The following is a 24254-nucleotide window of genomic DNA, read 5'->3' on the forward strand; positions in this document are numbered from 1 at the left end:
ATGTACAAATAATGATTTATTTGTTTGTTTTTACTATATTATTGATATGAATTTCAGTAAATGACTGAATATAATTCAAAATTTCATCACGCTCATACTCATTTAATAACTCATGATAACAATTAGGCCATTCTTTATATGCCTTATCACTAATTTTAACATTATCAAACCACATGCGGACACGTGTTTTATCTACAAGTTTATCCTCACACGCCTGCATTAGCAAGAGTGGAACATCTGGAAAATCATCTATTTTCTCATGAGCAATCTCGATAGACTTAATCAATTCACTATACCAACGTACTGATACTTTGCGCAAGAACAATGAATCATTCTCCATCGCATCCCTCACTTCATGGTTACGAGTTGACATTTCTACAGTGAGATTTGTTGTAAATTGCAATTTTGGAGCAACGACATTTAATATTTTTGAAGCAGCACGAAGCGGAGCAGAAGGTGCAGCCAATACTCCTAAACAAGGCGAGCTTAATACAATCCCATCTATGTCCTCTCTTTTCGTTTCTTGCATCATACGAATAACGACAAGTCCTCCCATACTATGACCAAATAAAAAAATAGGCAATCTATATTTTCTTGCTTCTTTCACCCATAACTTTATTTCCTCTATGTATTCATCAAATGAATCGATATGTCCTCTATTTCTTGAAGTTGTTCCGTGTGCTGGAAGATCCCCCATAACGACGTGATAACCGCTATGATTCCACATTTCTGCAACTGCTTCATAACGCCCATGATATTCCATAGCACCATGCACGATAATAATGACGGCTTTCGCTTCTTCCGCTTCATAGTTCCACATACGAAACTCCTCCATTTCACTCTTTTTCATAATTTGATACACTAAAACTAGTCTCTAGGAAAGGAAGGCTTTACATGATATATCCTTACAAAGAAAAAAATCCGAAAATTGCGAGTAGTGCTTTTATCGCTGACTATGTTACCATTACAGGCGATGTGACAATTGGCGAAGAATCTAGCATTTGGTTTAATACAGTCATCCGCGGTGATGTATCACCAACGATAATTGGAAATAGAGTAAATGTACAAGATCAATGTACACTTCACCAAAGCCCACAGTATCCTCTTATTTTAGAAGATGACGTTACCGTTGGGCATCAAGTTATTTTACATAGCTGCAAAATTGAAAAAGATGCTTTAATTGGAATGGGATCTATCATATTAGATGGCGCTGAAATTGGTGAAGGAGCTTTCATCGGTGCTGGTAGTCTCGTTTCACAAGGAAAGAAAATCCCTCCTAATACGTTAGCTTTCGGTCGTCCTGCGAAGGTCATTCGCGAATTAACAGAAGAAGACCGTAAAGATATGGAACGTATCCGCACACAATACGTTGAAAAAGGACAATATTATAAATCGTTACAAAAATGATTTTATCGCTGCCATAAGACTGGCAGCTTTTTTTATGAAAAAATCTAACTTTTTCTTTACAAAACATTATTATTCCCTCAATAAAATCTTATTAAAATAGAAGTTAATAACTCCATATATATGTAAATGAGGGAGGAAAAATCTCATGAAGGTCAGTGGACTATATAAAATAGAATGTTACATTTTCAAAGGAATTAATCGCTACTTTGATCAAAAAACATTAAACATCTTTTTCAGCAATATTACCCATATCGGTGGTGCTACCTTCTCCATTGCACTTACCCTATTCTTTTTAATTTTCGCAACAGGGAATTTGCATCAAGCTGCAATTGCAACTGCTATTTCTTTAACAATTAGCCATATCCCGGTGCAAATACTAAAAAGATGGTATCCACGAAAACGCCCTTATTTAACAATTCAAGATGCGAAATATCCAGTACAGCCTTTAAAAGATCATTCTTTTCCATCCGGACATACAACGGCTGTTTTCTCTGTCCTCATTCCATTTATTTGCTATAATCCAAACTTGCTTGCTTTTCTATTACCGTTAGCATTATGCGTCGGTATTTCCCGTATTTATTTAGGGCTTCATTATCCGTCAGATGTATTTGTAGGCATGTGCCTTGGCACTTGCTCTGGCATCATCTCTTTTTATCAATTCATTCCACTCATGTAAAGGAGCGCTATGATGAGAGTCGCCATATTTACCGATACATTTACCCCACAAGTCAACGGTGTGGCGAAAACTTTGGAACGTTTAACTAAATATTTTCAAAAAGAAAATATCGCCTATTCTGTTTTCGCCCCTCAGCATACGGCAGAAGATAATTTCGTTACGAATGTGAATAAAATGAGAAGCATCCCGTTAACAATATTATATCCAGAATGTCGCTTTGCCTTTCCTACTCCGCGCATTAAACGGGAACTTCTTGCCTTTAAACCTGATATCATTCACATTGCTACGCCTTTCAATATGGGACTTTGTGGATTATATTATGCCAAAAAGTTAAATATCCCGGTCGTCGGTTCTTATCATACTGATTTTGACGCCTATTTACGCTATTACAAAATCGAATTTCTCTCTAATATGCTATGGAACTATTTAAAGTGGTTTCATGGTCATATGCAAAAAAACTTTGTTCCTTCTCCTGAAACATTACATCAATTAAAGAAGAAAGGATTTCAACAGCTCTATATTTGGGGACGTGGTGTAGATTGTACTCTCTTTCATCCAACTTACAATAAAGACCTATTCCGAAAAAAATATAATATTACAGCGGAATATATTCTTTCCTACGTCGGACGTCTTGCTCCTGAAAAAGATATCGACACTCTTCAAACACTTATTCAAATGACGAACAAAGAACGTGACGATATTCATTGGCTCATCGCTGGAGATGGTCCTCTCGCGAAGGGCCTGCATGAAAATGTTCAAAAAACAAATGTAACCTTTACTGGATATTTACAAGGTAAAGATTTAGCTGAAGTCTATGCTTCCTCCGATCTAATGGTATTTCCATCTACTACTGAAACATTTGGGAACGTCGTGCTGGAGTCACTCGCATGTGGTACACCTGTTATTGGTGCGAATAGTGGCGGGGTTAAAAATATTATTGCAGATGAAAAAACTGGAATTCTATGTGAACCAAAAAATGCGGACTCATTTTTGTCATCCATTTATGAATTATTAAATAATGAAGAAATGCGTAAACAAATGAGCCTAGATGCTCACTCCTACGCTACTACACAAAGCTGGGATGAAATTTCCAGTGATTTACTCATGCATTATGATGATGTGATTCAAAGTCGAAAAGCGGAAATGCTAGCTTAAACGCAGCTTATGTATCATCAATTTGCAAGATAAAAAGAGATCACACTTCGAAGTGTGATCTCTTTTTATCTTGCGCTTTTATTTAGCGGTTCAGTTGGTACATAGATATAATGAATAAAATTCGAACTTATTTTTCTTCCCCTTTTGTCTGAGCCGCATCGAACGTCCAGTTCAATTTCAATGTATCTCCTTGGAATACGTTTTGATCTTCTCCATTATCTTCAAATATGAATTTCACATAGAAAGTGTCATCCGTGCCTGGAGCAAGTCCGTTTCCTTCCCAGTTTACGACACCTTTTTCTACAAGATCAGGCAAGTTGCCATCAGCAGTAGCTTGTTTCAATTCAGACAAAGTAGTTTCCCATACAGGAACTGTGTTCTTGTCTATATTCCATAAAAACTCCACTTTGACATGATCACCGAAATCAGCATTTCCATTATCACCTTTTGCATCTGTTACAGTGTAATCAGTAAGAAGATGAACGTCCTTAATTTTCAAAGTACCGCTGTTGATTAAGTGGAAATCGCGTTCTATTTGATCACCCGGTTTGATTTTGTCAACATCGATGATAACTTGTGGATCAATGCTCAAATCTAACGTACCAGCCGCAAATGTGTTTTCTGATACTTCTTTATCACTGAAGTAAGCAAACGTTCCGCCTCCGATTAAAGATAAACCAAGAACTGCAGATGCAACACCCATACCAAGTTTTTTCTTAAGACTCATTTTAATAATCCCCCTATTTTTATAATATCTAAGCTATTAAAAAGCTGATAAGTCCATATGAGGTAAAAACGAATTGTTTCCTTACTTGATGTCTTTTAGATTTATCTCTAAGATAGTCATTGAATTCTTAATAAAGAACTTCTCGTTTTATTTAAGAGCGACTATCGATATTTACAGAAGATGATATTTCTCCCTCTTTTATCAACAGCCACTCCTAGGACACCTTCTTTTTATCCCGCTACTTGCGGGCAGTAAAACTCCCACCTTAAAATTCGGCTGGAGCAAAGAAGTTAGGTGGGAGTCGGGCTGCCCGTAAACGCCCGATTGGTGAAGGCTAATAATCAGTGGGGGATGAACAAAACCCCCACTGATTATAGTTTCACTTTATTTCTTCGGTTCTAGACCGATCTGACGTAGGAAATCTGCCAGTCCTTTTTTACCAATTGTTTCTTTTGGCTTAACTACTTCTGGAACACCGACTTCTTTTTGCAAGAAGTTTTTCTCAATGAAGCGGACATCTGTCTCGTCTACGACACCGTCTTGATTGATGTCTTGCGGCAAGATAGATGCATCCTTCTTACCGTATACTTCAACTACACTTTGCATATCGCGAATATCAATCAATCTGTCACCATTTACGTCCCCTGCAAGACCTTTAGCACCTAATGTAACATGTTGCCCGCGCATCTCACCATTTACAGAATATCCAGGAATGAATTTCTTCATCGATTTGAGATGTCCCGGAATATCGAAAACAACTGTGTATGCTTCAGTAGAAGCTGGGATACCATGAATGGTGAAGAATCCTTTATTATCAATTGTTCCCTGATATTTTTTACCTTTTGGTGACATCGCATATACTTGGGCACCGATTTTTGTATAATCCGCTTTTCTCAAGTACTGAGAGCCCTCAGACCCAATCAAAAATGCTTCCGGTTTGATGGAACCCTGCACTCTCGAATGCGTTGGAATGATATTAAAGTTTTCTGTTTTGAGATAAGGAATGGCAGTAGCTGCTGTTTGTCCAGCTTTCATATAAGACGCCTGTTTTACATTAAATCCGATAACATTATCGAAATATGCATCACTTACTAATTTGAACGTGACATCAAGGAAAGGCATATCTCCATCCATACCACTGAATGCATTCCCTTTCATAGATGCGCCGACCTTCACTGTATTAGTGTGAGTTCCTTCTGTCACGACAGGTTCTTGCAGCGATACTTCCAAGCCCTTGTCCTTCGCGTACTCGTTTACCGCATTGTTCAGTTTCACATTCTCAAACTTAAACAAATCTTTGATGAACTCGGCCTGGAATTCTCCAGATACAAGCTGCTTCACATTATTGAGACTCAGTGTCATCGTAACGTTATCGCCGACTTTCACATCTTTCTTATCGTAACTAGAAGTCGTATATTCCGTACCTTCTTTTACAAAGACATAGTTTTGTTTACCCATTGCCGTTGCCATATCAAACGTAGTCAAAGTTAAATGTAAAGGTTTTTTTGCAATATCACTTTCCTCAATTCCGAATTTTACATCTCCATTCGCTTGGATCGGGAAGAACCCATCTATGAATCCAGAGTTTGCAGAGTAACCCATTGTATTGGAAGATTGGTCATAGTTTAAGCCTTTTGATTGTAATACGTCCACTGTCTCATCCTTAGCCGTTCCATGTAACCATACTGCTTTTTGTCCATCCTCTTCCGTAAACATGGAGTCATTAATCTCGATCACTCCTGGTTTTTTATCCATATTTACTTCCGGTGCTGTATTGTCCACAATAAGCGGATTGTCTACAACATATGATTTCCCTTCCTCATCATGTGCAATCATTTCCAGTATATAATCGCCTACCGGAAGCTTCACAGGAAGATCGCCAATCGGCTTGGAAGGATCATTTGTAAATGGATAGACAGTACCGCTGAATACTCCTAGAAGAAAAGTTTCTACGTCTGTCGGCAATTTACTGATGTTCGCTGTTCCTATAAAACCTACAGCTTTCCCTGTTTTACTGTCCTTAACAAGCACATCGATTGTTTTCATTGGGCTATTCAACTTCATTATTCCGTGGACCATAGGGTTTAAATATTGCCAGAAAGGTGTTGTATTTGTTACGGATGGTGAAGTCGTTTTTATATATTCAAATCCCTTTTCCGTCACCATGACAGCGAATGGGATTTGATATGTTTCGGCCGGATTGTTCGCATTCGTCACATGGATATACCCTTCATATCTGCCTTTCGCTGCGCTAGCAGGAATCGTGATTTTCGGCTCCATCTCCTGTGATTGTCCACTTGCTACTGTAATAGAGCCTGGTACCTCAACTTTTACACCGTTCTTCGCTGCATCTTGAATACCTGTACGTTCGCCGTGATACTCCACTTCTAATTTAAAGGATTTTTCTTCCTTGCTGTGGTTTTGGACATTTACTTTTTTGCTCGCTTCAATCGGTTTATCCCCTTGCTTAACATGTCTGCCAAACACGATGGATCCTGTTTGTTCGTCAATTTCGACAACGTTTCCGTTCTCGACATTTTGTGTTTTGTCTAATACTTTAATGGATGTGTCCGTATGAACGGCTTGATACGCATCAATGCGCCCCGCACCCACTTCGTATACAGAATTCTGGCCATTCAAATCATCGGATGTATTCATAAGAGCCGCTTTTACATCGAAAGGAGTATATTCTGGATGCTCCTGCAAAATCAATGCAGCTGTACCCGCTACGTGAGGAGACGCCATAGAAGTACCAGACAAGCGTACATATGCATTGCCGTAATTTATACCGTCCTGCGGATCATTGATGTATTCCGGTGCAGTAGAGAAAACCGACACACCAGGAGCGACTACATCTGGCTTAATGTCATAATTCCCATTTACCGGTCCGCGTGAACTAAAATCAGCTAAGTGATCGCCTTCCGTTTTTGTATTGCTCAGCGTCTCGAATTTGAAAGATACTTCACCTAGCGCCTTTAACCGTTCGCCATCTGCTTTTGACAGACGGAAAGATGGAATAAGGCCTACCCCCTCACCTAAGTAGGCAGATATTTGTCCGTCAGCATTGTTATACACGATAACAGCTTTCGCTCCGGCTTTTTTAGCATTTTTGATTTTTTCATCAAACGTAATTTCCCCGCGTTGAATCAGCGCAATTTTCCCGCTCAAATCTTTTCCAGTAAAATCAGCTTCTTTACCAAGTCCCGCAAATACAATCGGTAAGGTTTGCCCTTGTAGATCTTCTAACTTATCAGGGAAATCTTTACCTAATAGCTGCATATTTTCAAATTTTTCATTGGATGCACTCCCGCTGAATGTAGGAATAGACATAGAAACATCACTTGCTCCTACCGAAATGCCAAGAGCTGCCGTTCCCGGGGAACCGAGAGTTTTTTCGTTCGGTCCGGCGTTACCTGCGGCAACAACTGTTACCACACCTGAAAGCATAGCGTTATTTGTCGCAACAGAAGTAGCATATAAAGGATCGTTAGTCTGCGCACCAAGTGACATATTGATAACATCCATACCATCTGTAATCGCTTTATCTATTCCAGCAAGAATTCCTGCTGTATTACCTCCGCCCCAAGGACCTAATACTCTATAAGCATATAAATCTACATCAGGTGCTACACCTTTCACAGCATAATCTGCATTGTTTTTCTTTTGAGCTGCAACCGTCCCCGCTACATGTGTACCATGATTTGTATAGTACACTAAGCCTGGATATTCCGGCTTACCAGCTTTTATCCAATCCTCGTACGTTGTTTCCATCGGATCTGCATCGTTATCTACAAAATCATATCCGCCTTTATAAGCATCTTTTAAGTCAGGATGATTATAGTCAACACCTGTATCAAGAACACCGACTTTAATCCCTTTACCCATAATGTTTTCTGCATGAAGCTTGTCCACACCAATTTGCGGAATGCTGTCCGCCATTTTCGGATCGATTGTTTCTTTTGTTTCTACCGGAGGTTCCACTTTTACCTCGTAATCTTTAAAGACACGTTTTACTACTCCAGATTGGATCAGCTCCTGCACAGCCACACCAGGTAACGTCATCGCTACACCGTTGATTGCATTCTTATATTCACGTGTGATTTCCACTTTTTTCGTATCGTACGTGCCGGCATCCTTCTTCGATTTTAAAGATTCGACATGTTGTTTGAACACTTTATGCTCTTCATCCACTTTTGCTTGCGCAGTAGTAGCAGCTATTTTCTTCCCTTTCGCCGCTTGTTTCATCACTTCAATTTTTGCTGGAGCTTGATTGAATTCCACGATAACGTTAACTAATTCAGGACTATTAGAATCAATATCAGGTGAAATCGTAAAATTAGGACTTACATCTAACTGTTCCAACGCCTTTCTTTGTTCTGGAGACAGATTCATTAGTACCTGTTCCGCATTATCAACTGGCTTCAGTTCAACCGCGCTTTCTGCCAATACATTATACGGAATACCTTGTGACACTAGCATACCAGCAACTAAAGTTCCTGTAAGAACCCTCCCAAATTTCCCTCTCTTCATACAAGTTCCCCCATCTAAATTTATTTGTATTTGTAGTCATTGCATAACATAAATTTCCGAAGCTATTAGGCTACGACTCTACTTTCTTATCTTATTAAATTTAAACTTTTCTGAAAATTATCAAAAAGTAATATTTTTTTAGTTATTAGTTCTATACCGTATAGTACAAAAGAACTACCCCGCACTTTATTATTTTGAGTAAAATAATAAAGTGCGGGGTAGTTCTTTTAAATGATTTTTATTTAAGAAAATGGAACAAGCTGATTTCGCACGGCATATATGACTGCTTGTGAACGGCTTTTCACATTTAGTTTTCTGAAAATCTTATTAATATGGATTTTAACTGTCTTGTCACTGATATATAGAGCTTCAGCAATTTCCTTATTGCTAAGACCTTTAGCCAATTCAAACAGTATTTCTTTTTCACGCTCTGTTAGTTCATTTTCATTTGATTCTGATTTCGTTTGCTGATGATATGTAATCAACTTTTTAGTCATACGCGGATGAATCACAGAATCTCCTTGTAATACCATTCGGATTGCCGCCACTACCTGATCGGATGATGAATCCTTCAGTAAATAACCGTCTGCACCTGCCCGAAGAGCAGCCATCAAGTATTCATCATGTTCATACATAGTCAATACGAGAACACGGCAGTTCGGATACTGATCTTTCACGAGTGATGTAGCCTCAATACCATTTTTTCCCGGTAAATTAATATCCATTAAAATACAATCAGGCCTACAATCTTCCACTTTCTTTACTACCTCATCCCCGGAAACAGCTTCTCCAACTACTCGCATATCAGATTCGAGTTCCAATATACTTCGAATTCCATCACGCAAAACAGTATGATCATCCACTACTAATATTCGAATCATGATACTCCTCCCCCATTTCTGAATCTGGAATTAACAATGTGATTTCTGTACCTTTTCCTGCTGAACTATCAATCTGAAGGGTAGCCCCTAGCTGTTCAGCCTGTTCATTCATATGTAATATACCATAATGCGGCTCATGCTTTGCTTTAATCATAGATTCAAAAAGAGAAAAGCCAATTCCGTTATCCTTTACCTTTAAAAGTACATGTTCCCGTTGATAGCTTAGTAAAATGTCAACTTTATCTGCCTTTGCATGCTTTATAATGTTCTGCAAGCTCTCCTGTAAAGTATCGAAGATGACTCGTTCTTTCGTAAAACTAAGTTTTCGAGAACGGCCTCTTTCATGATATAGAATGGCTAGACCATATTCTTGTTTTAAGGATTGAACTTTATTTATAATTGCTTGTTTTAGTCCTAATCTTTGTGTTGGATATGGCTTTAAAGCATAAATAGAATAACGAACTTCACTTAAACTCTTCCGTAATTTTTTTATGCTTGTATCTACCACTTGCTGCATGTCCTTTGGTCGATCTGCATATTTTTTCTGAGCTGACTCCATCTGAAATATCACTCCAGCCAATGCTTGTGCGATTCCATCGTGGATTTCACGAGCAATTCGATTTCTTTCTTCTAAAATCGTTCTTTTTTCCTGTTCAGAGACGAGTGTCCGTGTTTTAAGCAAGCTACCTAATTGATTGGCAAACGTAGCTAAAGTCTGTACATCTTCAGTAATAAAACTCGCACTCCTGCTTTTCCCTGCCACAAACATTCCAACTAATTCATGATTTACCTTAAGAGGTAAATATACAAGCGAGCGCATAGTATTTTCAAACACTTCATCTCCCGGAGCCATACCTGTTTTCCAATCAGTAACAACAACAGTTTCTGATATCTCTTCAAACTTCTTATGCAGGTCAGAATAATTAGAAATATCACGACGTACTTTTCCATCCTTTAATAAAAGTGTCCAGTTCTCTTCATCTTTTGCCCATAAAACATATGCCTGTATTCCTAAGAATCCTTTCAGCGATTGTTTCATCTGCTGTAAGTTTCCGGCAGATAATCCATGACTTAATTCCGTCGTAATGGAAAAAAGCTTATATAATCGTTCTTTTTCCACCCGTATTTGTCTAACGAAAGAGCTAATGATACAAATTGCCACAAGCGGGAAAAAGAAGAATAGAACCATGATTTCATCCATCACTCCGCGATATCGGCAATCTAAAATATGTATAAGTGAAGAATAAAATAAACAAAAACTCAAACTCAAGAGTACTAATATATTCTTTTTACGCCACTCTTCTAGCGGATAGGGCTGAGGAAGAAGTATGATTAAAAGATCGTAAAATAAACTGTTAAAAAGGCAAAGAAATGCGCTGAATAAAAACAAGCTTATAAATTTTTCATATAAAACTGAAAGATTCATTCCAGAAATAAAAAAAGAGAAACATCCACTGGAAAACCATTCTGCTAATACGATACTAAGAGCAAGTTGCGCACAATTGAATACCGTCCTTTGCATAGGTAATCGGCGAAGCAATTGGATACTTAACATCACACCCACACACGAAACAACAGTTATATGCATTCCAAACTGCCAATTCATTGTATAAATAAGTGTAAGGCTGAGTGTGATCCCCCCTCTCCAAATGCGGATAGGAAAATACTCAGTAATTCCCATAAACATAATTAACAACAAAAGCAGTATAAGATGGGAAGGCATTTCACTTAAAAATAAGGAAATAATAACAGCAATTAAACCAAGAAAAGAGATAGAATAAATATAAAAACTAGCTACTTGCTCTCTCATAGAAGTAAAATCTATCTTTTTCAAAACGATCCCTCCCTCAAAAAAATTTATCCCGCTATTTGCGGGCAGTAAGACTCCCACCTCAAAATTCAGCTGGAGCAAAGAAGTTAGGTGGGAGCCCCGCTGCCCGTAAACGCCCGATTGGTGAAGGCTAATAATCAGTAGGGGATGAACAAAACCCCCACTGATTATAGTTTCACTTTATTATCATCATTATCTACTAAAAAACCGGCACTGGCAAAATGAGAAGGTTCTCATTAGCCAATCACCGGCTGTGCGCTGTCCCTTAGAAGGGATGACACAATATTAGTATAAAACAGGCCTCTTCATTCCGCCACCCATCAAATGTTATAATTGTAAATATATTCTATGTCTATCATATAGAACTAAAGATGTATATGAATCAATTTCATAATTGGTTTTTACCGGTAGAAGATACTACTTTAAATCCAAGTTGTTCATATATTTTCAGTAATTCACTCTCCATTATATATTTTCTTCTTCCACATTCATTTTCTATTCTGTAATTGACTATATTCTTCTTTTGTATTTACATTAAGAAATAACCCCTTCGACAGCTGTGATTCTTCTGCCGTAATATACTGCGTTTTACAATGAGATAATAGCCCCTGCATACTTCTCTTATCTTCTTTTAATAACCGCTCTATTTTTTCTTTTGCTCGGTGATGATACAATGCTAACAGTGGTTGTTTCCGCCCCTCCACCAATGGAACAATTGCTTCATACGCTTCATCTACTCGTTCTATAAATGCCATCGCCCATTCTTTCGAAACATTTGGTGTATCACACGGTGCAACGATATACCAATCTGCATCTACGAATTCCATGCCTGTTAATAAACCAGCAAGCGGACCGTTTCCTTTATACATCGCGATATCTTCTACAACTGGTACATGCAATATATGCAAGAGATCATTAGTAATCGCTGGGTTGCTAATTACAACAACGTCTGTAACAACCTCTTTCAATGCCTCTATACTATACTCAATAAATGTTTTCCCGCGCCAGGTTGCCAATGCTTTCGGCTCTCCAAAACGACTAGACTGTCCGCCGGCCAATACAATTCCTGCAATTTTCATTGGCGATGCAGCTCAAATGTAATATGACCTAATTCCGGTAAAATTAACTTATTCATCGCAAGACGAACCGCTCCGCTAGACCCTGGCATTGAAAAGACAACTTTACGTCCGATTGTACCGCCGATTGCTCTACTTAACATCGCACTACTTCCGATATCTTCTAAGTAACTTATCATACGGAACAACTCACCAAATCCAACAATTTCTTTATCTAATAACACTGACACTGCCTCAATCGTTACATCACGTTTCGTAATACCAGTTCCGCCATTCGTTAACACAACATCAACATCTTCCCTATGATAACCAGCTAACACAGCCTGCTGAATACTTTCTTTATCATCTTTCACAATTTCATAAGAGGTCACTTTATGTCCTGCTTCTATTAATAATGCATGTAACAATTGACCACTCTTATCCGTCTCTTCCGTACGTGTATCGGAAATCGTCACGATCTTACAACGCACTTCTTTTGGCGCTTGTTTTTTATGTTCAGTTACACTCATTTTGCATCTTCCCCTTCTTAAAAGCTTTTCTTCATTTTATCATACATATCTTTACACAATTCTGTATGAAGCCACCGATACGTCATGATACAATATAAGTATGAAAACCCACAAAAAGGAATTTAAATAGGTATACTATTTCCATTTCTTATACTCCTAGCTTTCACATCATTAGCTACTATTTATCTCTTCTTATGTTTTCTACATAATAGGTTTAGTTTTTAAATTTACAATACAAAATAATTCGGAGGTTCACATACTATGGAACTTTATAAAAAATTAACAACGACATTCATCCTCTTATTTGTCGCTTCCATCACTGTCGGCTTTTCTTTAAAAGGCGCAATTCCATACGCTACATTAGTGAGTATTATATTTGCAACGCTATTTTTACTGAGCAGTGCTTTTTGCGCAGGAAAAGCGCGTCAACTGAAAGGTTGATTGTCTATGTTCCGTAAGAAACCAATCCTTTGTAAATTATGTGAAAAGGAAATACAAACGTATGAAAAAACATGGATTCACATGCCATTTCCGGCAAGTGGTATGACAAATATGAAGAAGTATATTGAGCTAGACGGGGAAGTTTATTGTAGTTCTTGCATTCAAGTAGTAAATAAAGTGAAACTTTAATCAGTGGGGGTTTTGTTCTTCCCCACTGATTATTAGCCTTCACCAATCGGGCTTTTACGGGCAGTTAGCCTCCTACCTAACTTTTTTGCTTTACAGCCGAATTTTGAGGTGTGAGGCTTACTGCCCGTTAATGCGGGATAAAACCAAATAAAAAAAGCTTTGCGACACGCGCAAAGCTTCTTTTTCATATATTATAGACCAGCTTGCTCTTTTAAAGTAGCTGCTTTGTCTGTACGTTCCCATGTAAGATCTACATCAGTACGTCCGAAGTGGCCGTAAGCTGCTGTTTGTTTGTAAATTGGGCGACGTAAGTCTAGCATTTTAATAATACCAGCTGGACGAAGATCGAAGTTGTTACGAACTAGTTCCACTAGTACGTCTTCAGATACTTTACCAGTGCCAAATGTATCAACTGAAATTGATACTGGTTGCGCTACGCCGATTGCGTATGCAAGTTGTACTTCTGCTTTGTCAGCAAGACCAGCTGCTACGATGTTTTTCGCAACATAACGAGCTGCATATGCTGCTGAACGGTCAACTTTCGTTGCATCTTTACCAGAAAATGCACCGCCACCGTGGCGAGCGTATCCACCGTAAGTATCAACGATGATTTTACGTCCTGTTAAACCAGCATCACCTTGTGGTCCACCAATTACGAAGCGGCCAGTTGGGTTAATGAAGAATTTCGTTTCTCCATCCATTAATTCTGCTGGAACTACAGCTTTAATTACATGTTCTTTTAAATCGCGATCGATTTCTTCCCATGTAACATCTGGATGATGCTGTGTAGAAATTACAATTGTATCCACACGTACAGGTTTACCATTTTCATCATACTCAACTGTAACTTGCGTTTTTCCATCCGGACGTAAGTATGATAATGTGTCATCTTTACGTACTTCAGTTAAACGACGAGCTAATTTGTGAGCAAGCGAGATTGGAAGTGGCATTAATTCTTGTGTTTCATTACATGCGAAGCCAAACATTAAACCTTGGTCTCCTGCACCAATTGCCTCAATCTCAGCGTCAGTCATTAGACCTTCGCGTGCTTCTAGCGCTTGGTCAACACCCATAGCGATGTCAGCAGATTGCTCATCGATAGATGTTAAAACTGCACAAGTTTCTGCATCGAATCCATATTTTGCGCGTGTGTAACCAATGCCTTGAATTGTTTCACGAACGATTTTTGGAATATCTACGTAAGTAGAAGTCGTAATTTCCCCCGCTACCAATACTAAACCAGTTGTTACAGTTGTTTCACAAGCTACACGTGCATTTGCGTCCTTTGCTAAGATCGCATCTAAAATTGAATCAGAAATTTGGTCACAAATTTTATCTGGATGTCCTTCAGTTACAGACTCAGATGTGAACAGATGACGTTTTTTTGTCATGTGGTAAACCTCCCTACAGTAATTGTATATATTGTACGGAACTCATCCTTAATTTGCCACAAACTGCGACATACATTTATTCTCCCACACAAGCATACAGAAAAACCTTTCCTACTTAACATAGAGGAAAGGTTTAATTTGCTACTTGCATACTGCTTTTTGCCCTTTGCTCTTATCGTTCGAGACCGTTAGCCTCGCACAGGTTTTAGCACCTATTCACCTGTATTTACCACTACAAGTGAGGTTGCTGGGCTTCATCGGGCCTGTCCCTCCGCCAGCTCGGGATAAGAGAGTATCCGTCCCAACCTATACTAAAGAAATGATATTCATTTGTCAATTAATATTCACATTTTCCTGAAAGTTTTTCTCAATACGCATAGAATGAAATATTAATAAGGAAATGATACATTCACACAAACAAAAATAAATAAATAGTATACATTATTTATATAATTGTGTTATACTCTTGATGGGGATTACGAGAAATATTTCATTAAATGAAAAGGATGGTATATAAATATGAGTACTGTGAATGTCCAAATTGGTTTACATGAATTATTGAACGGAAGCAATGCACAGATTCAATTAAGTGTTCCGCAATTAGTGGAAAAAGTATTAATGCGAAACGAAGGGAAATTAACTTCTACTGGTGCCGTTTCTGCTTCAACAGGAAAATACACAGGACGTTCTCCTAAAGATAAATTTATTGTGAAGGAAGCATCGGTTGCTGACAAAATTGCTTGGGGAGCCGTGAACCAACCGATCTCTGAAGAACATTTTAATAAATTATATATAAAAGTTTTAGAATACTTAAAAGAAAAAGAAGAGTTATTCATCTTCAAAGGATTTGCTGGCGCTGATCGCAACTATCGCCTACCAATTCAAGTTGTTAACGAATATGCATGGCATAATTTGTTCGTACATCAATTATTTATTCGTCCAAATGAAGAAGAATTAGCAACTCACGAATCAGAGTTCACAATTGTTTCTGCACCAAACTTCAAAGCAGATCCAGCAATTGACGGTACAAATTCTGAAGCATTCATTATGGTTTCATTCGAAAAACGTATCGTACTAATCGGTGGTACAGAATACGCTGGAGAAATGAAAAAATCAATCTTCTCTATTATGAACTTCTTACTACCTGAACAAGACATTCTTTCTATGCACTGCTCTTCAAACGTAGGCGAAGAAGGCGACGTAGCACTATTCTTCGGTTTATCTGGAACAGGCAAAACAACATTATCTGCTGATCCAAACCGTAAATTAATCGGTGACGATGAGCACGGTTGGTCTGATAACGGTGTATTCAATATTGAAGGCGGTTGCTATGCAAAATGTGTAAACCTTTCTCATGAGAAAGAGCCACAAATCTTCGATGCAATCAAATTTGGTTCCGTTTTAGAAAACGTTGTCATTGACGGTCAAACACGCATCGCCGACTATAACGATACTACTTTAACAGAAAATACACGTGCTGCATACCCTATGCATGCGATTGACAATATCGTACTGCCAAGTGTTGCAGGACATCCAAATACAATTATTTTCTTAACTGCTGATGCATCTGGCGTATTGCCTCCAATCAGTAAGTTATCAAAAGAGCAAGCTATGTACCACTTCTTAAGCGGTTACACTAGTAAGCTAGCAGGAACAGAGCGCGGTGTTACATCTCCGCAAGCTACATTCTCTACTTGCTTCGGTTCACCATTCTTACCGCTTGATGCATCCCGTTATGCTGAAATGCTTGGTGAAAAAATCGAGAAACATAATGCAAAAGTATTCTTAGTAAACACTGGCTGGACTGGTGGCGAATACGGTGTTGGTAAACGTATGAACTTAGGTTACACTCGTGCAATGATTCAAGCAGCACTAAGCGGTGAACTTGCTAAAGCTGAAACTGCAAAACACGACATCTTTGGCCTTGAAGTACCTTGTCACGTTCCAGGTGTACCTGACGAAGTATTAATGCCTGAACAAACTTGGGCTGATAAAGATGCTTACAAAGCAAAAGCAATTGAGCTTGCAAACGAATTTAAAGAAAACTTCAAAAAATTCGATAGCGTTTCTGAAGATATTATTAACTTAGGCGGTCCAATCGCTTAATATATAAACTTTCTGTTGCAATAACCCTTTACTCATATGAATAAGTATCGTGTAGCCAAAAGTTTCGCGTACTCACCGACAAAACCCAATGCGGCTTAACGGCTACACATACTTACATAAAAAAGAAGCTTACGTTTTTCGCGTAAGCTTCTTTCTATATATTCTTTAATTTACCCACATACAAACCACCGCAAACAGATTTCTCGCTCATTCTCTCCTTCTAGTTTCACACCGCATAGGGCTAAAAGAAGTCTAACCGCTTCTATCCATCGCCAGATCCTCTATTCCATCTAAAAAAGTTCCAAACCTAATTTTCAATTGATATACTCGGATTTCCATACATACAAACCACGGCTTCGAAAATATAAATAGGTTTTACGCTCACTTGCTCCTTCTGGTTTCACATCGCATGTGGCTAAAAAAGGCCCTAACCGCTTCTATCCACCGCTGGATCCTCTGTTCCATCTAAAAAGAGGCTTTTTATCTTTTTATCTTGTCATCTTTTTTAGCCCTTTATTAATTCTTCTTCATCCTTCATACTATAATACCCTAAATTCACAACGATTAAGAAATAACCACCCAGAATCCCTACTGCAAATGCCCACATTACCATATGATGCTCAATTTCGTACATAATAATAGCACCCAAAATGGCAGCTGCAAAGCGATTAAACATACCAAGCGTCGGCGCTTTTGTCTTCTTTACGATACTATCTCCAAGTTTTTCGATACGCCTTCCTAAAATCCAAACACAATACATGCTTACAATAAGTCCAATTCCTGCACCTAGAAAATGTGCTGAAAACGGTGTTAACATCCAGCCTAATAACAGAATACCTAGTAGATAATACGATTGAATTTTAAACGACCTTAATGACATACTAATCATGTTGTACTCCCCTTCAATAGTTTTTATCTATCCAACCAAAGCTATATAACTCATTTCTTTCGAGTCCATGCTACTTAAAATCCATTTCACTCAAATTAAAAAACATAAACAGTATGTTTATGTTTTTTAATTACTTTTAGGAAATAATATTATACAAGATTTATAATGTAGAATCCCTCATAAATGTGACGTTTTTCCAAACATTTTTCGTCCATTTATGAAAAAAGTGATATCAATCTATGAACATACGGATATGATGTAATAAGCACAAAAATAAAGGGGGCGTCTAATGGTTTATTTTTTAATGGCTCTCATTCACCTCATTGTCCCTGCACTTATTGGACTTTCCTTGTATTGGTACACGAAAAGACATAGTATTTTCTATGCTGTCCTCGGTGTTCTTCTTCCAGGTATTATTCTTATTACACTCTTCCGTATTCCATTTTTAAATTTAATTCCACTTATTACTGCTATCTTGTTTCTCATCTTTTTACCAAAAATAAAAAAATAGGAAAGCAGATCATAGGTAATCTGCTTTCCTATTTTGATATAGGTTCTTGTACGGTAGAGTGCGCTTCTATTTTCTCCGATTTCACAAACCATAGACCGAAGAAAATGATAATTCCACCGATTATTTGTTGAAACGATACATATTCATTTGCCCATACAGCTGCAAATAAAACAGCTACAAGCGGTGTTATATACATATATACCATCGTATGTGACGCACCAATTTTTTGAACACCAACATACCACATCACTAAACCGAATACTGTTACAAAGAAAATAGAATATAGTAAAGCAAATAGTGTCATTCCGTGTGTAATGTGAAATGGCATGACAAATACATGTGGACCACTTAACAATAAGAGCGGAATCGCTCCAACTAATGTAGACCATGCAGTAACACGTAATGCTGAGTATTTTTTAATAAGCGGCCCTGCTAAAACGGGATAAAGTCCCCAACATATTGATGTAATAAGTCCAATCCCATTTCCGTAGAAAGAACTAGCGAGTGAATGCCCCGCTACTAAAACTAATGTAGCACCAATAAAGGCAATCATGGAACCAACTAACTTTCGAGAAGAAAATTTTTCTTGTTTCAAGAAAATCGCAAATAAAGTTGTAAAAATAGGTGAAATAGAAATGAGTAAAGAGGCATTTGTAGCGGATGTATATTGTACAGTTTCCATGAATAACGTTTGATACAGTACAATACCTACCGTGCTAACGATGATTAATCTTGGTATATCTTTTCGCTCCATATAAAGTGACTTTTCGATAAAGAACGTAAGTAATAACAGTAGTGGTGCTGCTGTCATCATTCGAACTGCCGTAAACTCAATCGCCGTAAATTCTAAAAGTCCATATTTTGCAATCGTATAGTTAATCCCCCAAATAATAACGACACTTAAAATTAATAACTCAATTCCCCATTTTCTCATACGCAATCCCCTCCGCAAAGAAAATTATACAGAAAATTCAATAATGTGTACATTTCATTATGTGAAAAAATCTTTTTATTGTATGAAGAACCTTATCTTAGTAAATGAAATTTTATAGACGATTTTCAAAGTATATCAGCGATTCGAAAAAGAATATCGACTTATCAATAAGAAACGACAATAGTATCACCCTATACTATAAAGAAAAGGCAGCTCCAAAATTTTTTTGGGCCGCCTTTTCTTTACTATACTCGAACATGTAACTTCATATTCGGATTATAAAACTGGCTTGGGCTCTTCAGCTGAAAAGTCCCTCCAACTTCATGCCAATCAACTGTTAACTTATCATCCATAAATACAAGCTTTGTTCGATCTGCAATAAAGTTTAGTACGCTTGATTCAATATCTACATCGCGCTCATCTTTCTCTGAAACGGCTACTAAATCAATAATCCCGCTCATAACACAACCGCAACCTTCATTATCGTAAAATAATTTTATATATTTCGCTTCATTTGGAATCGTATCCATAATCTTTTTATATGCTGCTTCTGTTACAGTAACGTACATGCGTAAATCTACATCCTCTCTTCTCGTATCCTTTATATATTGTACCACCATTTTTCTTAAAATTTATATACAGAAAATTAAGACTAACATACAATGTATGTGGTAAAGGATGCTATATCACTGATGTTCAAACTACAGCGATATCCCATTTTCTTAAGTCTATTAGGTAGCTTTTTTATTTCTAGCGGAATGATATTACAACACATACTTCCCTATTCTCCTTCTATTGGCTGGATTCTAGGTTTTATTTGTTTTACATCCGCTTCTTATTTTGCTATGAAAAATAAAAACAACTAACAAAGTAAGAATTATCTTAAGGAGAATTTTGATGTAGACGTTACTTTGATTCCACAGGAGACATGGTGGTTATCAAACTAATAACACCTCCCCTATTTTTGAGATCTATATACACAATACGATCGACCACACAAAAATATAGAATCTACAATATATATATAGTAGTTCTACTTTTAAAACTAGATTTTCAAAAATATAGAGAGGAGACAATATATGTACCAACGCAATTGCTTTAGTTGTGACGGTAGACGCAACAGTGGTTCTATCGGAAGCACTGGACCTACTGGTGCTACAGGTCCTACTGGCGCTACAGGTCCTACTGGCAATGCCGGACCTACTGGGGCCGGTTTACAAAGTACTACCGCTTTTAGTCTAGCAGCCGCTCCTAACTATAAAACGGGACAAGTTGTGACTTACACAAGTAGCGGCTATGTTGTAAAAAAAGATGCACCTCAAGGGTTTCCGAATGTGTCCCCAGATTATATCGTATTAGTAGAAGGTGGACCTACTGGCAACACTGGTTCTACTGGCATCACTGGTTCTACCGGCATCACTGGACCTACTGGCATCACTGGACCTACTGGCATCACTGGACCTACTGGCATCACTGGTTCTACCGGCATCACTGGACCTACTGGCATCACTGGTTCTACCGGCATCACTGGACCTACTGGCATCACTGGTTCTACCGGCATCACTGGACCTACTGGCATCACTGGTTCTACTGGCATCACTGGACCTACTGGCATCACTGGACCTACTGGCATCACTGGTTCTACCGGCATCACTGGACCTGCAGGTAGTTCATCAGCGAAAAGTATTGTTTTTCAAGGGACGAATGCTGGGTTTCAACGTATAGCAGGTTCTCCAGGAATTGATTCTAACGTTATTCCGTATGTAACTGCTGGAGCTGGGAATATAGTTGGTTTTGCTGCATCTATAAATATTAATAACTTACCCGCTGCTGTTTATACGATTGATATTTGCAAGGATGTCCCAACAAACCTCTCTGCCCCTACCTCTAGTTACATCCTATCTACTATCACTTTAACTACTACAGATAAAATTACGGGGACTATGACATTTTCAATTAAACCTACGGATATTGGCTCTAGACAACCTCAAGTGTATAACCCTACTCCAGTACCTGGACCTGCCACTGTAACTTGGACTAGTATTACAACTGGAAACCTGGTTTCGAGGGGGGATGCGATATCTCTTTATATTACCCCCGGGATTACGGCAAGTGCTGTATATTCTGTTTTTCTAATCACTGATATATAGCCCACACTTACAAATCGTTCATTTCACAAAAAAACTCGCTACCGAGGCCAACAAAATTACAAATAAATTAAAACAAATAACAGACAAATTCATTATATACCTCACCTTGGATATATCCATATTTGGATTTTTCAAATTGGTACACTATGTCAATATTGTAAACATCCCCTTTATTGGATTCCGTACTTCCATCCAAAATGAAAAGGGAAATCACTCTAAAGAAAGTGATTTCCCCTTTTTTAAAATATCCCACCGTTAAATCGGCAACATAATCTCAACAGTCGTTCCAACTCCAACTTCACTTTCAAAGTTCAATTTACCGTGGTGATCTTTAATAATTTTTTCCGTAACTACTAATCCTAAGCCTGTTCCAGTTTCTTTCGTTGTGTAAAAAGCTTCATTTAGCTTCGGAATTTTATCTTTCGGAATGCCGCATCCCTCATCTATAATTTGAACAATGATCACATCTTCCACTATAACTTTTACAGTAATAGTTCCGCCAACTGACATTGCTTCAATCGCATTTTTAATTAAATTAAAAAATACTTGTTTCAATCGTTTCTCATCACATGTAATTGAAGGTATGTCTTTACTATAAATAGCATGCATTTTTATCCCTTGTTCTAAAGCTGGCTTTTCCATAACCCTGATAACATAAGAGATGATTTCTTTAATATTATGAGTTTCGGATTCTACCGATTTAGATTTCTCAAACCCATTTAGTTCTGTAGCAATTGTATAAATTCGCTCTACTTCCTGTCTCATAATTTCACTATAAATCTTATCTTCTGGATATTTTTTCGCTTGCTTATTCACAAGTTTTTTCAATTTTTCTAACGGTCTTCTAATCTTATCGCCAATTACTGTTGCCATTTTTCCAACCATCGCTAATTTTTCTACATTTTGTATTTCTTTGTCCATCATTTCAAGTGTACGAACGTAAGATTGGAATCTTAAAAATATAATCCAACATATAATAACAAACACGCTATATAATGCTATTGGGATAAGAACGATAAAGGATTGAACAACGAATCCCATAAGTGCATATTTTCCAACAATAGTTCCGGCAACTAACCAAAAGTACCTCTTATTCACAAATATCGGTGCAAATAAAATAAAGAATCCTTCTACTATATTCCCGCCATCAAATTCCGCATCACTTCCGTAATAAATAATGAAGTTATTAATAAAATCCAATATATTATAGCCAATTAAAATAATATACTTCACAATATACGGCTTTTTCCATTTCATAAAATAAAGTCCTATAAAGAATAATCCAACCATCAAACTATATAGCCCTAAACCTAATCCTTCTCCAAAAACATCTGCTAGTTTTTGATTTTTATCTGATAAAAGGACAATAGCCTTTTCAGCAAAATCATACGCAAAAAATATAACGAAGAATAAGCTTAAAAATATTATTAATGCCTTTATCTCTTCTTTTGCAAATATATTGCCTTTTTCCATATGATAACTCCTTTAACAACACCTCTTAATCTTGTGTCACATTGCGCTCACATTTTTTCGGGAGTAGTATTTCTACTCTCGTCCCTTTCTTTACTTCACTAGAAATGTGTAATTCTCCAAGATGCTCTGTCATAATTCGCTCTGCTACCGTAAGACCTAATCCAATTCTATCTTGCTTCGTTGTATAAAAAGCATCCTTAACTCGTCCTAAATTATCCTTTTTTATCCCAAAACCACTATCTACTATACTTACTATTACGTAATCTCTTTTTTTATTTTCAACTTGTATTTTTAATGTTCCGCCATGCTCCATTGCCTCTAAAGCATTTTTAATAACATACAAAAATACTCCTTTTAATTTGCGTTTATCACATTCAATTTCACTTCTATTTTGCTCTTCATTAAAGGTGCAATTTATATTTAACTCGTTCATTTTTTCGCGCATGTTTTCTACCGCTTGTACTAAAACATCACTTACAATGTGTTTTTCATAAACAGAAGGTTTACATGTAGCAACCTCCATTAATTCGCTAATCATATTATTCATATTTTCTATTTCGAGAATCATTTGTTCATATGTTGCATCTTTTTCGTGTTTCTCTTTTTGTAATTGCGTAAACCCTTTTAATGAAGCAAGTGGGTTTTTAATTTCATGTCCGACTGTCGCTGCCATTTTTCCGATAACCGCCAATTTTTGTGACTGACTTGCCTCTGCAATACGTCCCTTTACTGCTGAAAGATATTGTAAAAATCGATTTAAAATAATAAATGACACGAAAAGTAACACCATATTTATAACAAGAGACATAAACAAGTTAAGTTCTCCAAATACAAATAGGTATATCATATATTTCCCTATAAGAAATGGCGCTAAGACAAATAAATATCTTTTACTCAAAAAGATCGGTACGAAGAAAATGAAAATATATTCAATTACATTCCCTTCATCAAATGCTATTGTATTATGAAAAGCATACCATCCAATATTAAAAGTCTCTGCGATCATGTATGCAAATAAATATGTATATTTAACTAAATATGCTTTTCCTCTCTCAAATAAGTAAACACTAATACCTAATATAGCCATAATATATGCAAGCTTCCATATCACTTTATGCCAATTTCCTAAAGGCATTGTATCTTCTAATATAATCGCGTATGCAACCTCGTATACAATTAAAATAACATGTATTACCCATAAGAAAATCTTAGCGTTTTTCTTTTCTTCTTTAGCTGATAGAAAACTCTCTCCCACTTCAACACCCCTTCAAAAGAATACCATTTATTATAATAAATGATTTTCATAGACAAACAAAGATAAATTGAACAAATGAGGAAAATCAATCCATAGATAATATACTTCTTCAGACCATATGTA

The 24254-nt window shown here is 37.3% G+C and carries 22 protein-coding genes and 1 riboswitch; of the genes, 9 read left to right on the forward strand and 13 right to left on the reverse strand.

Annotated elements, in window-relative coordinates:
• Positions 1 to 16: 16 nt before the first annotated feature.
• A complete protein-coding gene (locus MHB76_RS22620) occupies positions 17 to 820 on the reverse strand; it encodes an alpha/beta hydrolase (protein ID WP_002112403.1) in 804 nt (267 codons plus the stop codon).
• Positions 821 to 894: 74 nt separating this feature from the next.
• On the opposite strand from MHB76_RS22620, the gene MHB76_RS22625 reads away from it, so the two are divergent.
• The 3 genes from MHB76_RS22625 (at position 895) to MHB76_RS22635 (ending at position 3238) form a co-directional block, all read left to right on the forward strand.
• Positions 895 to 1407, forward strand: coding sequence for a gamma carbonic anhydrase (locus MHB76_RS22625; protein WP_002015678.1), 513 nt, complete (start codon positions 895 to 897; stop codon positions 1405 to 1407).
• Positions 1408 to 1552: 145 nt separating this feature from the next.
• A complete protein-coding gene (locus tag MHB76_RS22630; protein ID WP_002112405.1) occupies positions 1553 to 2083 on the forward strand; it encodes a phosphatase PAP2 family protein in 531 nt (176 codons plus the stop codon).
• 12 nt (positions 2084 to 2095) lie between these two features.
• Positions 2096 to 3238, forward strand: a complete 1143-nt coding sequence (locus MHB76_RS22635) for a glycosyltransferase family 4 protein (RefSeq protein WP_078173940.1) — start codon at positions 2096 to 2098, stop codon at positions 3236 to 3238.
• A gap of 127 nt (positions 3239 to 3365) precedes the next feature.
• Here MHB76_RS22635 and MHB76_RS22640 read toward each other — a convergent pair whose 3' ends face one another.
• From MHB76_RS22640 to MHB76_RS22665, 6 genes are all read right to left on the reverse strand, one after another.
• On the reverse strand, positions 3366 to 3965 hold the full coding sequence (locus tag MHB76_RS22640) for a TasA family protein (protein WP_002199072.1): 600 nt from the start codon (positions 3963 to 3965) through the stop codon (positions 3366 to 3368).
• Positions 3966 to 4349: 384 nt separating this feature from the next.
• Entirely contained in the window at positions 4350 to 8495 is a 4146-nt protein-coding gene (locus MHB76_RS22645) for a S8 family serine peptidase (protein ID WP_340987729.1), read from the reverse strand.
• Positions 8496 to 8737: 242 nt separating this feature from the next.
• Positions 8738 to 9376: a response regulator gene (locus tag MHB76_RS22650; protein ID WP_078173938.1), complete on the reverse strand. Its 639-nt coding sequence runs from the start codon at positions 9374 to 9376 to the stop codon at positions 8738 to 8740.
• Positions 9351 to 11210, reverse strand: coding sequence for a sensor histidine kinase (locus tag MHB76_RS22655; protein ID WP_078173937.1), 1860 nt, complete (start codon positions 11208 to 11210; stop codon positions 9351 to 9353). Before MHB76_RS22655 ends, MHB76_RS22650 begins: the two co-directional genes overlap by 26 nt.
• Positions 11211 to 11695: 485 nt before the next feature.
• Positions 11696 to 12286 (reverse strand): molybdenum cofactor guanylyltransferase, encoded by a 591-nt coding sequence (mobA, locus tag MHB76_RS22660; RefSeq protein WP_078173936.1) that lies wholly within the window; start codon positions 12284 to 12286, stop codon positions 11696 to 11698.
• Positions 12283 to 12792, reverse strand: a complete 510-nt coding sequence (locus MHB76_RS22665; RefSeq protein ID WP_002015669.1) for a MogA/MoaB family molybdenum cofactor biosynthesis protein — start codon at positions 12790 to 12792, stop codon at positions 12283 to 12285. The genes mobA and MHB76_RS22665 overlap by 4 nt, the downstream gene beginning before the upstream one ends.
• Positions 12793 to 13053: 261 nt before the next feature.
• On the opposite strand from MHB76_RS22665, the gene MHB76_RS22670 reads away from it, so the two are divergent.
• Positions 13054 to 13233, forward strand: a complete 180-nt coding sequence (locus tag MHB76_RS22670) for a hypothetical protein (RefSeq protein WP_002067722.1) — start codon at positions 13054 to 13056, stop codon at positions 13231 to 13233.
• A 6-nt stretch (positions 13234 to 13239) separates the two neighbouring features.
• On the forward strand, positions 13240 to 13422 hold the full coding sequence (locus MHB76_RS22675) for a hypothetical protein (RefSeq protein WP_016106424.1): 183 nt from the start codon (positions 13240 to 13242) through the stop codon (positions 13420 to 13422).
• A gap of 191 nt (positions 13423 to 13613) precedes the next feature.
• On the opposite strand, the gene metK is transcribed toward MHB76_RS22675, so the two are convergent.
• Positions 13614 to 14813 (reverse strand): methionine adenosyltransferase, encoded by a 1200-nt coding sequence (gene metK / locus MHB76_RS22680; RefSeq protein ID WP_002112417.1) that lies wholly within the window; start codon positions 14811 to 14813, stop codon positions 13614 to 13616.
• A 169-nt stretch (positions 14814 to 14982) separates the two neighbouring features.
• Positions 14983 to 15104, reverse strand: a riboswitch (SAM riboswitch).
• A gap of 228 nt (positions 15105 to 15332) precedes the next feature.
• Here metK and pckA point away from each other — a divergent pair.
• Positions 15333 to 16919 (forward strand): phosphoenolpyruvate carboxykinase (ATP), encoded by a 1587-nt coding sequence (gene pckA, locus MHB76_RS22685; RefSeq protein ID WP_002112418.1) that lies wholly within the window; start codon positions 15333 to 15335, stop codon positions 16917 to 16919.
• A 505-nt stretch (positions 16920 to 17424) separates the two neighbouring features.
• Here the strand turns inward: pckA and MHB76_RS22690 are convergent.
• Positions 17425 to 17808, reverse strand: coding sequence for an ATP synthase subunit I (locus MHB76_RS22690; RefSeq protein ID WP_016106426.1), 384 nt, complete (start codon positions 17806 to 17808; stop codon positions 17425 to 17427).
• Positions 17809 to 18097: 289 nt separating this feature from the next.
• Between MHB76_RS22690 and MHB76_RS22695 the strand changes: the two genes are divergently transcribed.
• The gene (locus tag MHB76_RS22695; RefSeq protein ID WP_002112420.1) at positions 18098 to 18319 is read left to right on the forward strand and encodes a hypothetical protein; all 222 of its coding nucleotides are present in this window, start codon (positions 18098 to 18100) and stop codon (positions 18317 to 18319) included.
• A gap of 28 nt (positions 18320 to 18347) precedes the next feature.
• Here MHB76_RS22695 and MHB76_RS22700 read toward each other — a convergent pair whose 3' ends face one another.
• Positions 18348 to 19253, reverse strand: a complete 906-nt coding sequence (locus MHB76_RS22700) for a DMT family transporter (RefSeq protein WP_002160140.1) — start codon at positions 19251 to 19253, stop codon at positions 18348 to 18350.
• Positions 19254 to 19498: 245 nt separating this feature from the next.
• Positions 19499 to 19822, reverse strand: coding sequence for an iron-sulfur cluster biosynthesis family protein (locus MHB76_RS22705; protein ID WP_000289566.1), 324 nt, complete (start codon positions 19820 to 19822; stop codon positions 19499 to 19501).
• A 93-nt stretch (positions 19823 to 19915) separates the two neighbouring features.
• On the opposite strand from MHB76_RS22705, the gene MHB76_RS22710 reads away from it, so the two are divergent.
• Positions 19916 to 20119, forward strand: a complete 204-nt coding sequence (locus MHB76_RS22710) for a hypothetical protein (RefSeq protein WP_078173935.1) — start codon at positions 19916 to 19918, stop codon at positions 20117 to 20119.
• A gap of 213 nt (positions 20120 to 20332) precedes the next feature.
• A complete protein-coding gene (locus tag MHB76_RS22715) occupies positions 20333 to 21403 on the forward strand; it encodes a collagen-like protein (RefSeq protein WP_340987732.1) in 1071 nt (356 codons plus the stop codon).
• Between the two features lie 255 nt (positions 21404 to 21658).
• On the opposite strand, the gene MHB76_RS22720 is transcribed toward MHB76_RS22715, so the two are convergent.
• Together MHB76_RS22720 and MHB76_RS22725 are read right to left on the reverse strand one after the other, a co-directional pair.
• Positions 21659 to 22876: an ATP-binding protein gene (locus MHB76_RS22720; RefSeq protein ID WP_340987734.1), complete on the reverse strand. Its 1218-nt coding sequence runs from the start codon at positions 22874 to 22876 to the stop codon at positions 21659 to 21661.
• A 25-nt stretch (positions 22877 to 22901) separates the two neighbouring features.
• Positions 22902 to 24131, reverse strand: coding sequence for an ATP-binding protein (locus tag MHB76_RS22725; RefSeq protein WP_199708973.1), 1230 nt, complete (start codon positions 24129 to 24131; stop codon positions 22902 to 22904).
• Between the last annotated feature and the right edge of the window lie 123 nt (positions 24132 to 24254).

The sequence above is a fragment of the Bacillus sp. FSL M7-1345 genome (assembly GCF_038006985.1).
Classification (GTDB): Bacteria; Bacillota; Bacilli; order Bacillales; family Bacillaceae_G; genus Bacillus_A; species Bacillus_A cereus_U.

What these genes read in the sequence shown, in the direction of transcription:
- MHB76_RS22620 (WP_002112403.1), bottom strand. Translation starts at nt 820, where the DNA reads ATGTGGAACTATGAAGCGGAAGAAGCGAAAGCCGTCATTATTATCGTG.
- MHB76_RS22625 (WP_002015678.1), top strand. Translation starts at nt 895, where the DNA reads ATGATATATCCTTACAAAGAAAAAAATCCGAAAATTGCGAGTAGTGCT.
- MHB76_RS22630 (WP_002112405.1), top strand. Translation starts at nt 1,553, where the DNA reads ATGAAGGTCAGTGGACTATATAAAATAGAATGTTACATTTTCAAAGGA.
- MHB76_RS22635 (WP_078173940.1), top strand. Translation starts at nt 2,096, where the DNA reads ATGAGAGTCGCCATATTTACCGATACATTTACCCCACAAGTCAACGGT.
- MHB76_RS22640 (WP_002199072.1), bottom strand. Translation starts at nt 3,965, where the DNA reads ATGAGTCTTAAGAAAAAACTTGGTATGGGTGTTGCATCTGCAGTTCTT.
- MHB76_RS22645 (WP_340987729.1), bottom strand. Translation starts at nt 8,495, where the DNA reads ATGAAGAGAGGGAAATTTGGGAGGGTTCTTACAGGAACTTTAGTTGCT.
- MHB76_RS22650 (WP_078173938.1), bottom strand. Translation starts at nt 9,376, where the DNA reads ATGATTCGAATATTAGTAGTGGATGATCATACTGTTTTGCGTGATGGA.
- mobA (WP_078173936.1), bottom strand. Translation starts at nt 12,286, where the DNA reads ATGAAAATTGCAGGAATTGTATTGGCCGGCGGACAGTCTAGTCGTTTT.
- MHB76_RS22665 (WP_002015669.1), bottom strand. Translation starts at nt 12,792, where the DNA reads ATGAGTGTAACTGAACATAAAAAACAAGCGCCAAAAGAAGTGCGTTGT.
- MHB76_RS22670 (WP_002067722.1), top strand. Translation starts at nt 13,054, where the DNA reads ATGGAACTTTATAAAAAATTAACAACGACATTCATCCTCTTATTTGTC.
- MHB76_RS22675 (WP_016106424.1), top strand. Translation starts at nt 13,240, where the DNA reads ATGTTCCGTAAGAAACCAATCCTTTGTAAATTATGTGAAAAGGAAATA.
- metK (WP_002112417.1), bottom strand. Translation starts at nt 14,813, where the DNA reads ATGACAAAAAAACGTCATCTGTTCACATCTGAGTCTGTAACTGAAGGA.
- pckA (WP_002112418.1), top strand. Translation starts at nt 15,333, where the DNA reads ATGAGTACTGTGAATGTCCAAATTGGTTTACATGAATTATTGAACGGA.
- MHB76_RS22690 (WP_016106426.1), bottom strand. Translation starts at nt 17,808, where the DNA reads ATGATTAGTATGTCATTAAGGTCGTTTAAAATTCAATCGTATTATCTA.
- MHB76_RS22695 (WP_002112420.1), top strand. Translation starts at nt 18,098, where the DNA reads ATGGTTTATTTTTTAATGGCTCTCATTCACCTCATTGTCCCTGCACTT.
- MHB76_RS22700 (WP_002160140.1), bottom strand. Translation starts at nt 19,253, where the DNA reads ATGAGAAAATGGGGAATTGAGTTATTAATTTTAAGTGTCGTTATTATT.
- MHB76_RS22705 (WP_000289566.1), bottom strand. Translation starts at nt 19,822, where the DNA reads ATGTACGTTACTGTAACAGAAGCAGCATATAAAAAGATTATGGATACG.
- MHB76_RS22710 (WP_078173935.1), top strand. Translation starts at nt 19,916, where the DNA reads ATGTATGTGGTAAAGGATGCTATATCACTGATGTTCAAACTACAGCGA.
- MHB76_RS22715 (WP_340987732.1), top strand. Translation starts at nt 20,333, where the DNA reads ATGTACCAACGCAATTGCTTTAGTTGTGACGGTAGACGCAACAGTGGT.
- MHB76_RS22720 (WP_340987734.1), bottom strand. Translation starts at nt 22,876, where the DNA reads ATGGAAAAAGGCAATATATTTGCAAAAGAAGAGATAAAGGCATTAATA.